Source organism: Arthrobacter sp. StoSoilB13, from assembly GCF_019977255.1.
Taxonomy (GTDB): Bacteria; Actinomycetota; Actinomycetes; order Actinomycetales; family Micrococcaceae; genus Arthrobacter.
Genome location: NZ_AP024647.1, coordinates 415,587 through 428,121, shown reverse-complemented (window position 1 = coordinate 428,121; position 12,535 = coordinate 415,587). Strand labels below are relative to the sequence as shown.

Here is a 12,535-nt window from a genome sequence, read left to right as displayed (position 1 = left end):
TCAAGGTACGTACCAGTGTACGTACTTTGTCAGATATTGGAGAAGATGTGCGCCTAGGAAAGCCGAACGACCCAGGAAGACGGTCCCGCATCCTGCAGGCCACCCTTGACGTGATCACGGAACATGGTGTGGCCGGGGCGTCGTATCGGGGCATAGCCGCGCACGCCGGGGTGCCGCTGGGGTCAATGACCTACTACTTCCCCACGCTCGAGGGCCTTATCCTAGCGGCGTTGGATTCGACCCGTAGCGACCTCGGACCACGCTACGGGGAACCTTTGCGAGACGCCCGAACCCTGGCCGACATTGTCGACGTGCTTGTCGAGGCCACGATCGGAGCGACGAGTCCGACTCTGGACGAAATCCGCCTGTATGCGGAGATACGGCACTACGGCGCGCGGAACCCGAAGGTGGCCGCGATCCTACAGGCGGTGGAGGACGATTCCGTCGTGATGTTCCACGGTTTGCTCCCGGACAGCACCGCACTCACCGTCAATGCGCTGCTGTGGGGGTGGTGGAGCCATCGCCTTGCACACCCCGACGCAAGGCTCGATGAGGGGGTGGTCCGCCAGGCCTATGAAGCCCTCCTCGCCCTCCCTGCCCTCGATCACCCATTGCCTACGAAGGAGCAATCATGACTGACACGATGCGCGCAATTCGACTCACGGCCCGGTCGACATCGACGGTCTCGCCGTCAGTGACATGCCGATCCCCGGGGTCCGACCTGGGTGGGTTCGTATCAGGGTGATGGCCTTCGGGATCAACGAATCCGAGGCAACCAGCCGGGTAGGCGAATCCGACGCCGACTTCACCTTTCCCCGCATCCTGGGCATAGAAGCCGTCGGCGTGGTCGACGCAGTCGGTGACGGTGTTGATCTCGAACCGGGCCAGAAGGTCGCCACGATGATGGGCGGCCTCGGCCGCTCGATCGACGGCAGCTACGCCGAATACGCCGTCGTTGAACCTGTGAACGTGATCCCGTTCGAGACTTCCCTGCCCTGGGACGTCGTCGGAGCACTTCCGGAGATGCTGCAAACCGCCCACGGCGCGCTCACCACCGCCCTGCAACTGCAACCCGAGCAGAGCATCCTTGTCCACGGCGGGACCTCCACCGTCGGACTAACAGCGATCGCAATCGCTCACCAGCTTGGCGCCACCATCATCGCCACCACCCGCAACCCGGCCAGCCTCGACCTCCTCAAACTCGCCGGCGCCGACCACGCCATCCTCGACAACGCCGCGTTCGCAGACATGGTCCAAGCACTGGCCCCGACAGTACTCGATGCGGCGCTCGAATTCGTCAGCGCCACTGCACTCCCCACTACATTGTCCCTCGTCCGCCCAGCCGGCACGGTCTGCTTCGTCGGCGCACTCACCGGGAAGTGGACGATCCCTGATTTCTCACCATTCAGCATCCCCTCCGGTGTGCGGCTCACCAGCTACTCCGGTACAGCCAGCGACCTCCCGGCCGCCGCACTCGACAGGTACCTCAAGGCGATCGAGATGGAAAGCCTCCACGTCGCCATCGCAAGCACGCACCGCGGACTGGACGGCGTCGCAGACGCGCATCGCGCGCTCACCTCAGGCGGCCAACCAGGAAAGCACGTTATCTAGCGCTAAACGCAGCCGGCAACGATTCCCTAGAAGTACTCGACCTCTGACGTTGGTGCGGTGGTCCGAAGGGACGAATCGGCGCAATCCGGCCAGATGCTGCCATCACACCATCTATCTAAAGGTGCGACCGCGCCAACCTCTACAACGAAAGTCGAAACATGGACCGATCTGGCGGTGTCCGCCGTGGGCGTCCCGGAGTGGAGGCAGTCATATTGTGTCCCTATGCGCTTCATCGTCCTCGCCCTCATTTCAACTGGTGTTGCGATCACGTACATCCAGTGTGGACATTTCAGCCACTTGACGCAGTCAGAAATTAGACTGAAATTTCGTAGCAGCTTGAGCATTTTCACAAGGAAGTAGGTATTGGCACAAGCACGTTGGATATAGGCCACCCCGCAGGGCCATTGCCAGCATTATGTCGATATGTCGAGACGCCAGACCACCAGACTCTCCCCCTGGTGGGCCGTCACCGAGGTTTGCCTTCCGAGCCTCAGGAGCGCCCAGATGGGGCAGTCCATCATCCGGGAGACCCCGAACCACCCCGACACGCTGCGCCTATCGTCACTGCCAGCGGCCACATCAACTATTACCAAAGCCGAGGATCGAAAGCACAAAGGTTCATGAACCTGCCGCTCGACACCGAGCACCAGCTACCGCTTCACACTGCTCAGCAATCAAATGCTCGGCGTCGGCGTCATCGCTCGCTGGAACGCCAACAAAGTCACTCATACGAAACCAAACGCGACATCCCTCGGCTTCGGCATCGTTGACATCGGAAACGTCTCCGCGCTGACACCCTCCATACAGAAATCAGAACGAGTGTTCCGGACCTGGAAAGCGTCCGGATCGAACATCGCTGCCGTAAGCGGCAGCGGCGTCAGAGAGTATGCGGCGAAGGTCTGCGTATTGCCTAACGAACTTGGCCATCCGCCCGCCGCGCAAACCCGCCATGTCCGGCCACACCAGCACCTGTCCTGTGGTTCCTGCGCCGGCGCCTATGCCCACTGTTGGAACACGGACCGCTGCATCCACGGCGGCTGCTGTCTCTGCGGGAACCATTTCCATCAGCACGCAGAAAGCCCCCGCTTCAGCAAGAACTACCGCATCGTCGATCACCCGTTGCGCATCATCGCCCCGGCCCCTGGATGCGATAGCCCCCCAACGCATGCTCGCTCTGCGGCGTGAACCCAATATGGGCCATCACGGGGATTCCGGCCTGAACCATGGCGCGAATGGTGGGAGCATAGTAACTACCGCCTTCTATCTTGACGGCATGAGCTAGGCCTTCCTTTAGAAACCTGACGCCTGTAGATACTGCCTGCTCCGCAGAAACTTCGTAGCTGCCGAACGGTAGGTCCGCCACGATCAGAGGGCGCTTCGTCGACCGGGCAACTGCCCGGCACAACGGCAGTAGTTCGTCCACGGTGACGGGAATGCTGGTCTCGTTGCCGAGAACATTGTTGGACGCCGAATCGCCAACTAAGAGCACTTCGATGCCGGCGGCATCAAAAATTTCTGCCGCGTATTGCTCGTAGGCGGTCAGCATTGCGAATTTCTTACCGTCGAGCTTGGCTTGCTGTAAGTGATGAATGCGCACCTTGGCAGGGCTTTGACCTGCCTCCGAGTCGACCGAACTACTCGAACCGTTACCGTGAGGAGCGTGAGAGCCAGCTGAAAAGTCCGACTCCGAACTGTTTGTTGGACCCATCTAATTCTCCTTCGGTAGGTGGGCGTCTCCATGCCGTCCGAGCCTCTCCGGACGGTTACCGGATGAGGGTCGATACACCGCGGATGTGCAGTCTTGTGGGACGTAAATGTCACATTACATTAGACCCTCCCACAAGAATGTATACATATAGACCGATTTTCTCACTTTCATTGCCCGCAAACCCCTCCGATGTATACACTCGAAGATATGCGCGCCAGTGACCGGGCTTATGAGGCCCTTCGTGAGGACATCATTGAGTGGCGCCTGCGGCCGGGAACCATGCTCGCTGAAGTGGAGCAGTCCGAACGGCTGAGTGTCTCGCGGACGCCGGTGCGGGAGGCGCTGGGCCGGCTCACCGCTGAAGGATTGACGACGGCGGCTGGCGGCCGCGGCGTCGTGGTCACCGATATCTCGCTGGACAGCATCGACGAACTCTTCGAACTGCGCGAGACGTTGGAGGTGCGGGCGGCGGCCTTGGCCGCCGAACGAGGCGACCCCTCGGTTTTCGCCGACCTCCGAACGCAGCTTGCGGGTGCACCCGGGTTGCTGCGTGAGGCAGACCCTGCCCGGCACGAGTACTACGCCCTGGTGGGACGGCTGGATGAGGCGATCGATGCCGCCGTCGCGAACTCCTACCTGGCCCAGGCCATGCGCGGTCTCCGCGTCCATTTGGTCCGCGTCCGGCGTTTGGCCGCGGACGACGCTGCACGGCTCGCCGACGCTGCGGCCGAACACGCGGCCATTGCCGAGGCCATCGCGGCCGGAAACCCCCGACTGGCCGAAGCCGCCACCACGCTTCATCTTCACCGAAGCCTCACCCATCTCAAGGCCGCCCACACGGCCGCCTAGAACCTTCACCCAAAGGAGCACCATGGTCAAGAACCATCACGTCCGCGTTTACAAGTCCGAAGAGAACCTCCCTCGCGAGGAGCAGCTGGCGCACAAGATCGCCGTGGTCGCCGCCGACCCCGTCGACGTAACCCCGGAAGTCACCGACATGGTGATCAACCGCATCATCGACAACGCCTCAGTTGCCATTGCCTCGTTGAACCGGGCACCGATCGTCGCTGCCCGCGCCCAGGCCCTGACCCACGGACCGAGCACGGGCGGCAAGGGCGCCTCGGTGTTCGGCATTGAAGAGCAGGTCTCCCCGGAATGGGCGGCGTGGGCGAACGGTGTGGCCGTGCGGGAACTGGACTATCACGACACGTTCCTGGCCGCGGATTACTCGCACCCTGGCGACAACATTCCGCCGATCCTGGCTGTGGCCCAGCACGTCGGCTCCAACGGCGCCGACCTGGTGCGGGCCATCGCCACCGGCTACGAGATCCAGGTGAACCTGGTCAAGGCCATCTGCCTCCACAAGCACAAGATCGACCACGTAGCCCACCTCGGCCCCTCCGCCTCCGCCGGGATCGGCACGCTCCTGGGCCTGGACGTGGAGACCATCTTCCAGTCCGTCGGCCAGGCCCTGCACACCACCACCGCCACCCGCCAGTCCCGCAAGGGCGAAATCTCCACGTGGAAAGCCCACGCCCCCGCCTTCGCCGGAAAGATGGCCGTGGAAGCCGCCGACCGGGCCATGCGAGGACAGACCTCGCCCGTGCCGATCTACGAAGGCGAAGACGGCGTGATCGCGTGGATGCTCGACGGCCCGGACGCCTCCTACGAGGTCCCGCTGCCGGAGAAGGGCGAAGCCAAGCGCGCGATCTTGGACACCTACACCAAGGAACACTCCGCCGAATACCAGGCCCAGGCCTGGATCGACCTCGCCCGCAAACTCCACCGCGAACACCCCGAAACCACCACCCCGGCCAACGTGGCCTCGGTACTGATCAAGACCAGCCACCACACGCACTACGTCATCGGCTCGGGCGCCAACGACCCCCAAAAGTACTCCCCCACCGCCTCACGGGAAACCCTGGACCACTCCATCCCGTACATCTTCACCGTCGCCCTTCAGGACGGCGCCTGGCACCACGTGGACTCCTACTCCCCCGAACGCGCCACCCGCCCGGACACCGTGGAACTCTGGCACAAGGTCACCACCGTCGAAGACCCGGAATGGACCCGCCGCTACCACTCCCTGGACATCGCCGAGAAGGCCTTCGGCGGCACTGTTGTCATTACGCTCACGGACGGCACTGTGGTCACTGACGAGATCGCCGTCGCCGACGCGCACCCGCTCGGCGCCCGGCCGTTCGCCCGCGAGCAATACATCAACAAGTTCCGCACCCTCGCCGCCGGACTCGTGGAGGAAGCCGAGATCGAAAGGTTCCTCGCCGCCGTCGAACGCGTCACCGAACTCGGCGAAGGAGAACTGGACCAACTCAACATCACCGCAGCCCCCGGTATCATCAACCTCGAGAACGCACCTAAGGGACTGTTCTAAATGCTGTACTCCAAAGTCACCCCGGAACAGAAGCGGCTGCGCCTGCGCGAACTGTTGGCTTCCGGGACAGTCCAGCAGTTTCCCGGTGCATTCAATCCGCTCTCGGCACGCCTCATTGAGGAAAAAGGCTTCGCCGGGGTCTACATCTCCGGCGCGGTCCTGGCCAACGACCTCGGCCTGCCGGACATCGGCCTAACCACCCTCACAGAGGTTGCAACCCGGGCCGGACAGATCGCCCGCATGACGGACCTGCCCTCCTTGGTGGACGCGGACACCGGCTTCGGTGAACCCATGAACGTGGCCCGGTCCATCCAGGAACTCGAAAACGCCGGCCTGGCCGGACTGCACATTGAGGACCAATTCAACCCGAAACGCTGCGGCCACCTGGACGGCAAGAACGTCGTGGACCTCGACACCGCCACCAAGCGGATCCGCGCGGCAGCCGACGCCCGCCGCGACCCGAACTTCCTCATCATGGCCCGCACGGACATCCGCGCGGTCGACGGTTTGCGGGCCGCTCAGGACCGCGCCAAAGCACTGGTAGATGCCGGGGCCGACGCGATCTTCCCCGAAGCCATGGCCACCCTGGACGAGTTCCAAGCCATCCGCGACGCCGTGGACGTGCCCATCCTGGCCAACATGACCGAGTTCGGCAAAAGCGAGCTGTTCACCACGAAACAGCTTCAGGCAGTCGGCGTGAACATGGTCATCTACCCCGTCACGCTGCTGCGCAGTGCGATGGGCGCTGCGCAACAGGTCTTGGACACTCTGAGAAGCCTCGGGAGCCAGGAGGTGCGCGTCCCGCAGATGCTTACGCGGGCTCGTCTCTATGATCTCGTTGACTACGAGGCATACAACAAATTCGATTCTGGGATCTTTAACTTTCAGATCCCAGGCAATCACTAAACGAGAACTGCAACGAAGGAGTTCAACATGCCTGACACCGAAATCAAAAAGGGCCTTACCGGCGTCGTGGTGGACCACACCGCTGTCTCCAAGGTCAACGCAGAAACCAACTCGCTCCTGTACCGTGGGTACCCGGTCCAGGAACTGGCTGCTAAATGCAGCTTCGAAGAGGTCGCCTACCTGCTCTGGAACGGCGAACTGCCCGACCAAACGCAGCTCGCAGAATTCACGGCCCGGGAACGTTCCGGACGTGCTCTCGATCCGGCGTTACAGGACATTATCGACGCGCTCCCGAAGGCTGCGCACCCGATGGACGTCTGCCGCACTGCCGCCTCGGTGCTGGGTGCCAGGCATGAACTTGCTGAGGACTCCTCGCCTGAGGCCAACATGAAGAAGGCCGTGGATCTGTGGGCGGCCATGCCTGCCGTGGTGGCTTACGACCAGCGCCGGCGCCGTGGTCTGGAGGTCATCGAGCCCCGTGATGACCTGGGCTACTCAGCAAACTTCTTCTGGATGACGTTCGACGAAGAACCCGTAGACGAGGTGGTTGAGGCGTTCAACGTCTCTATGATCCTCTACGCCGAGCACTCCTTTAACGCCTCCACGTTCACCGCCCGGGTGGTCACCTCGACACTCTCTGACCTCCACTCGGCCGTGACTGCAGCGATCGGCGCGCTCAAGGGACCCTTGCACGGTGGCGCCAACGAGGCCGTCATGCACACCTTCGACGAAATCGGCATCCGCAGCGAAGAATCCCTCGAGGAAGCCGCCACCCGCGCCCGTGCATGGATGGAAGACGCCCTCGCCCAGAAAAAGAAGGTCATGGGCTTCGGACACCGCGTCTACAAGCACGGCGACTCCCGCGTCCCCACCATGAAAGCCGCACTGGACAAGATGATCGCCCACTACGGCCGTCCCGAACTCCTGGGCCTCTACAACGGCCTGGAACAGGCCATGGACGAGGCAAAAGCCATCAAACCCAACCTCGACTACCCCGCCGGCCCCACCTACCACCTCATGGGCTTCGACACCCCCACGTTCACGCCGATCTTCATCGCCAGCCGCATCACCGGCTGGACCGCCCACATTATGGAACAGGTCGCATCCAACTCCCTCATCCGGCCGCTCAGCGAATACAACGGTTCCGAGCAGCGATCCATATAACTGCATATCTGCAGCCAAAGTTCCTGCGGTGAGGTGTCGGGTGATCACTGGGATCATCAATTATTCGCAACGTCTGTGACACTTCACCGCAGGTCGCCTCACCAAACCGGTGCTTCGGAGGGCCGCCGACCCGACCACTTAAGCAAACCCACACGGAGTACCTTTTGGTTGGATCAGGGAAATCGATCGAACGGATAGAACTTAAAGGAACTTCAATTGAAACGAACAATGTTCAAGTCGAAAATTCATCGAGCAACGGTTACTCATGCCGACTTGCATTACGTCGGTTCGGTTACGGTCGACTTAGACCTCTTGAACGCTGCGGACATTCTCCCGGGAGAGTTGGTCTCGATAGTCGACGTAACAAATGGCTCCCGTCTGGAGACCTATACGATCGCTGGAGAGCGCGGCTCCGGTGTTATTGGCATCAATGGCCCGGCAGCTCACTTGGTTCAGGAAAACGACATTGTTATCCTCATCACGTACGCCGAAATGACGACGGACGAAGCCATAGCTTTCAAGCCTCGCGTGGTCCACGTAGACAACTACAACAAGGTTATTCAGCTAGGAAGCGACCCTGCAGAAGCATTCACTCCAGGACTCCTGCGCCCACCGCACTCAATGAACAACGCCGCCCACTGAGCTACGACATGCGGGATTTGCACGCCGTGGGTGGTTCGGCCTTGGTGTGGGTGTGCTTCATCTGCGGGCCCACGCCGCGCTCAACCGTAGGAGCGGTCACAGGAGTCGTTACCGGCCAGGACCGTTTGACCGTGAGCCCCCCGCCTCAAGGTAGTTGGCAAGTTCCCAGAAATCAGCGGCGGCTTTCCTCACTTCATCTGTACCTTCTTTGAAGCGGCCAGGATCTCGCGTAAGCCAGCCGGGAATGGTGATCGAGGACTTCGCGCAGGAAGGCGTACCCAGCTTGCACATTCGCCGCTGTGCCGGCCGTCTTCGTGGTTTCGACGGCATTGCCCTGTGGAGGGATGGATCTCGGGCCGAAACTGATCCTTGGGCTCCCTCAGCGGCGGTTGACCCTGATCTCGAGGATCTGCCGGTAGCACCGCACGGGCGTCTGCCACGGCACAGGGCCAGCGGGAGCCTCCCCTTTGGCGTGAGGATCGCGTTGGCATGAGGGACTGAACACCTCCTTGTAGATCGGACTCGAAGACAAGTCGCACTCCACTCGAAGTTGTTCCCTTGTCACCTGTCCGCGTCGAAGGTTTGCTAGCGCCCGTGTTTTAAGTCACTAAGAGCGCTGGTCAACTTGGTTCGTACAGGTTGACCAGCGCCGCTTTGCCTGCTGGACACCGGCGATATCGCGTGTGTCGCAATCGCGCCTCCCCCAAAGGGATGCGGACCGTTGAGTTCGTAGGTTTCTAAGTCCTTCGATCTAGCTAATGCCGGACCTCACTGCCGACCGATCCGGGCATAGGTGCCCGGGCCTCATCCGCCGGTAAACCATGGCAAGGGTAAAGCCGAGGACGAAGAGGCCGACGATCAATACCATCAAGATGGTCGCTAGGACGTTCGAGCCTCCGACCAGGAGGGGGAAATTGATCCCCGCGAGGACCAACCCGGACCCCAACCCGACAATTGAGATGGACGGGAATACGATCCTACTCCATACCGAGAGCCCCCGGCTGTGACGTCTCAGGTAGACAGGGACGGCGACTCCCGCAAGGAAGATGACACCGAGGATCACGAAACTGGTGATCCCGAGCAGTGCCGTGTAGAACTCTATGGCCCCTACCCCCGTGAAAATAATGGCAAGGAGCATAACGAGGCCCGCGCTACTAACGGCGAAGGAGGAGCTGTGCGGCGAGCCGTGGCGGGCGTGCACCCTGCTAAGTGTCCGTGGGAGGATTCCGTCCGCACTCAGATTGAAGGAGTACCTTGCCGAGATGTTGTGGGCCGCGAGGACCACCGCAAAGGTGCTTGTGTTGACGAGGACAGTCGCAGCATCCGAAAGGACTTTCCCGCCGAATGCTTGCAGGCTATGGGTCATCGAACCGGTAGGGTCTGCGGTGGCGGCTTCGACCACGTTGTCGAGGCCGATCGAGTTGATGAACAAAAGCGAGGACAGCCCGTATACGACCGTTGCCAGGGCGATCACGGCATATGTGACGCGAGGAATGGTTCGGCTGGGGTCACGGACCTCCTCACGGAACAGGACAGTCACCTCAAAGCCGGCGTACATACCGAGAGCAAAGAGCAAGCCCAGAGAGAATGAACCGTCAAACCAGTGATTCGGGCTAAGTGGCACTACAGAGATGCCCTGATGACCGGCTCCGCCGTTGATAAAGACGAGGACGTCGTAGGAGACGACGATGACGACTTCGAACAACAGAAAAATTGACAGTACTTTGGCTGACAATTCGACCTTGAGATACCCCAGAACGGCGCTGGCTGCCCAGAAAATTAGACTCCAAAAATACCAGGGAATGTCTGGGCCGTTGAGGGAGCCATGTACCAGCTCTCCAAGTACGACACCGCCAAACACCAAGCTTCCGGCGTAGGCGCAGAAGTAGCCCAGAAAGGCCACCAGACCGGAGCCAAGGCCCATCTGCGGGCCGAGTCCAGCGGTGATCATAGAGTAGAAGCCGCCTGGTTTTGGCATGATTTTCGACATGCGCGTGAAGCCCACAGCGAACGCCGCCAAAATGGCCCCTGCACAGATGAAGGATACTGGTGTGCCGAGGCCTGCCCCGCTACCCACCATGATTGGGATGGCTCCGACGACAACCACCAAGGGTGCGTTATACGCCACTACGCTGAAGAACAGCGAAAGGAATCCCATATTGCCCTTGAGGTGAGGTTGGCTCTGTCGCTGCACCTCCGTGTCCACTGAACTCATTCCGTTCATTATCGATTAGTACCTTCCAAGTAGAGATTGTTGATATCAAGAGATATTGGGGGTGCTTCCGTGGGGTCCGACGTGTACGGCCGCTCGTTGGGGTGCATCGACACGAGGGCCAGTTCGGGTGTTCGGGACCGGCAACCGATAACGATATTCGTTGCTTGGTCATCTGCTCGTAAATAGTCGTTTTACCAACGAGCATTCAGGACTTTGGCGTCCTCCCAACCGAGGCCATTCGTCGCCGGGTTCTAAACGATGCGCTCTCGGTTACCGACCCTTCGATATGTGCAGGGGCTTGCTTTGCCAGGGAATGCGTCCGGGACGACAGAGGGTCGGACGATCACTCACGTTGGATAGTTGCATTTGTTGCCCGGCAACGACCAGAGACCGCCGAGGGTGGAACCAAATGGGACCTTGCGACCGGGCCGGCCGGATCCGACATGGCCCACGCCTGGCAGGACATTGTCGGTGAGGACAAGTTATAGTCCGTCATCAAGCAACAGACCCCGGTGCAAACGCACCGGGGTCTGTTCTGCAACGCAGATGGTGAGGATACTCTCACCTTGGTCAAGCAGCCACGATCATTAGTGATGATGGCAACGAAGGAAAACCTATGCAACAAGGATGGAGACCACTGCTGCAGCCGAATCGCCACCAACCTGCCCGCCAGAATTCTGTGCCAAGGCTACCTTGGCAGACTTTCGTTGCCGTGCACCCGCTTCTCCACGCAACTGATGGACCAGTTCGAATATCTGAGCGGTTCCTGTGGCACCAATCGGGTGGCCCCTGCTGAGCAAACCACCGCTCGGATTGACAGAAATCCTTCCGCCAAGGTCTGTCGCACCACTGCGCAACAGTTCCGCAGCGCCGCCCGGCGCACAGAACTGCATGACCTCGTAGTTGATCAGCTCGCCAGGGGCCGATGCGTCGTGAACCTCTGCAACATGGACGTCCTCGGGGCCAATCGAAGCTGCCTCGTAAGCCACCTTCGCCGCCCGAGACGAAGCGTTCGGCTTGGTCGGATCTGCTGAGCCCGAAACAAGCGCCGAACTGGCTACCCAAACTGGCCTGAACCTTGAGAGCTTGGACGCCACACGAGCCGAACAAAGGATCACAGCTGCTGCCCCATCGCCGATTGCAGAGCACATAGGAAGCGTCAACGGTTCACTGATCATCCGGCTTGCCAGCACTTCCTCGACTGTCGTCTCTTTACGAAACTGCGCGAAGGGGTTGAGCGACGCAGCGTGGCGACTCTTGACAGTTATTCGAGCAAAATCGGCTGGCGTCGTTCCCGTGGCATCCATGTACCTGCGAGTACGTTCTGCGTAAATGTCCATAAAAATGGAGCCACTGCCGGAGCCAACGTGCGAAGGCAGTTCTTCTTCCTTATCTACCGCACCTCCGAACGCTGCGATGGAGACGGTCTTGTCAGCATGGCTCAGCTTCTCCGCTCCCACTGCCAGCACAACATCTGCCTGGCCGCTGGCCACTGTTTGCCACGCCAGATGGAACGCTGTGCTGCCCGTAGCGCAAGCGTTTTCCACATTAATTATTGGCTTACCCATGAGGCCGGTGTTCCTGAGCGCCGCTTGGCCTCGAATCATCTCCTGCCCGGTGATGACTCCAGATGCCGAGTTGCCGAAGTAGACGCGGTCTACTTTGTCCGCATCGATTCCGGCATCCTCCAGCGCCATTCTCACAGCTTCCTCGGAGAGACTCTTCACCGATCGATCAAGAAACTTCCCAAAAGAAGTCATTCCAATTCCAGCGATAGCTACGCGGTCGGTCATAGTTACTCCAATTCACTCTCTTAACAAAAACGATAAGGCTCCGCTGCAGTGCGGTCGTTTGCTCAAGTGGCCTTTGGCTAGTCTAACACTTACTGGTTGGCAAT

The 12,535-nt window shown here is 60.6% G+C and carries 9 protein-coding genes and 1 pseudogene; 7 read left to right on the top strand and 3 right to left on the bottom strand.

The genetic code is table 11. The features are described from left to right. Window positions 1-47: 47 nt before the first annotated feature. Window positions 48-635: a TetR/AcrR family transcriptional regulator gene (locus LDP01_RS02070; protein WP_224089897.1), complete on the top strand. Its 588-nt coding sequence runs from the start codon at window positions 48-50 to the stop codon at window positions 633-635. A 64-nt stretch (window positions 636-699) separates the two neighbouring features. Further along, complete coding sequence (locus LDP01_RS02065) at window positions 700-1,611, top strand: zinc-binding dehydrogenase (RefSeq protein WP_224089896.1); 912 nt, start codon at window positions 700-702, stop codon at window positions 1,609-1,611. Window positions 1,612-2,421: 810 nt separating this feature from the next. Here the strand turns inward: LDP01_RS02065 and panB are convergent. Further along, window positions 2,422-3,319: pseudogene (panB, locus tag LDP01_RS02060) on the bottom strand (3-methyl-2-oxobutanoate hydroxymethyltransferase). 207 nt (window positions 3,320-3,526) lie between these two features. Here panB and LDP01_RS02055 point away from each other — a divergent pair. The 5 genes from LDP01_RS02055 (at window position 3,527) to panD (ending at window position 8,423) form a co-directional block, all read left to right on the top strand. Further along, window positions 3,527-4,168, top strand: a complete 642-nt coding sequence (locus LDP01_RS02055; RefSeq protein ID WP_224089895.1) for a GntR family transcriptional regulator — start codon at window positions 3,527-3,529, stop codon at window positions 4,166-4,168. A gap of 22 nt (window positions 4,169-4,190) precedes the next feature. After that, the gene (locus tag LDP01_RS02050) at window positions 4,191-5,711 is read left to right on the top strand and encodes an MmgE/PrpD family protein (protein WP_224089892.1); all 1,521 of its coding nucleotides are present in this window, start codon (window positions 4,191-4,193) and stop codon (window positions 5,709-5,711) included. Continuing rightward, window positions 5,712-6,617: a methylisocitrate lyase gene (gene prpB, locus LDP01_RS02045; protein ID WP_224089890.1), complete on the top strand. Its 906-nt coding sequence runs from the start codon at window positions 5,712-5,714 to the stop codon at window positions 6,615-6,617. 27 nt (window positions 6,618-6,644) lie between these two features. After that, the gene (locus tag LDP01_RS02040; RefSeq protein WP_224089889.1) at window positions 6,645-7,781 is read left to right on the top strand and encodes a bifunctional 2-methylcitrate synthase/citrate synthase; all 1,137 of its coding nucleotides are present in this window, start codon (window positions 6,645-6,647) and stop codon (window positions 7,779-7,781) included. 216 nt (window positions 7,782-7,997) lie between these two features. Further along, a complete protein-coding gene (gene panD, locus LDP01_RS02035) occupies window positions 7,998-8,423 on the top strand; it encodes an aspartate 1-decarboxylase (RefSeq protein ID WP_224089888.1) in 426 nt (141 codons plus the stop codon). A 751-nt stretch (window positions 8,424-9,174) separates the two neighbouring features. Here panD and LDP01_RS02030 read toward each other — a convergent pair. Together LDP01_RS02030 and LDP01_RS02025 are read right to left on the bottom strand one after the other, a co-directional pair. Further along, window positions 9,175-10,638, bottom strand: a complete 1,464-nt coding sequence (locus LDP01_RS02030) for an APC family permease (protein ID WP_224089887.1) — start codon at window positions 10,636-10,638, stop codon at window positions 9,175-9,177. 614 nt (window positions 10,639-11,252) lie between these two features. Then, window positions 11,253-12,431: a thiolase family protein gene (locus LDP01_RS02025; RefSeq protein ID WP_224089886.1), complete on the bottom strand. Its 1,179-nt coding sequence runs from the start codon at window positions 12,429-12,431 to the stop codon at window positions 11,253-11,255. Window positions 12,432-12,535 lie beyond the last annotated feature (104 nt).

Excerpts from the sequence above, each read along its gene's own strand:
- LDP01_RS02040 (WP_224089889.1), top strand. The coding sequence starts at position 6,645 with ATGCCTGACACCGAAATCAAAAAGGGCCTTACCGGCGTCGTGGTGGAC.
- LDP01_RS02065 (WP_224089896.1), top strand. The coding sequence starts at position 700 with ATGCCGATCCCCGGGGTCCGACCTGGGTGGGTTCGTATCAGGGTGATG.
- LDP01_RS02025 (WP_224089886.1), bottom strand. The coding sequence starts at position 12,431 with ATGACCGACCGCGTAGCTATCGCTGGAATTGGAATGACTTCTTTTGGG.
- prpB (WP_224089890.1), top strand. The coding sequence starts at position 5,712 with ATGCTGTACTCCAAAGTCACCCCGGAACAGAAGCGGCTGCGCCTGCGC.
- LDP01_RS02050 (WP_224089892.1), top strand. The coding sequence starts at position 4,191 with ATGGTCAAGAACCATCACGTCCGCGTTTACAAGTCCGAAGAGAACCTC.
- LDP01_RS02055 (WP_224089895.1), top strand. The coding sequence starts at position 3,527 with ATGCGCGCCAGTGACCGGGCTTATGAGGCCCTTCGTGAGGACATCATT.
- LDP01_RS02030 (WP_224089887.1), bottom strand. The coding sequence starts at position 10,638 with ATGAGTTCAGTGGACACGGAGGTGCAGCGACAGAGCCAACCTCACCTC.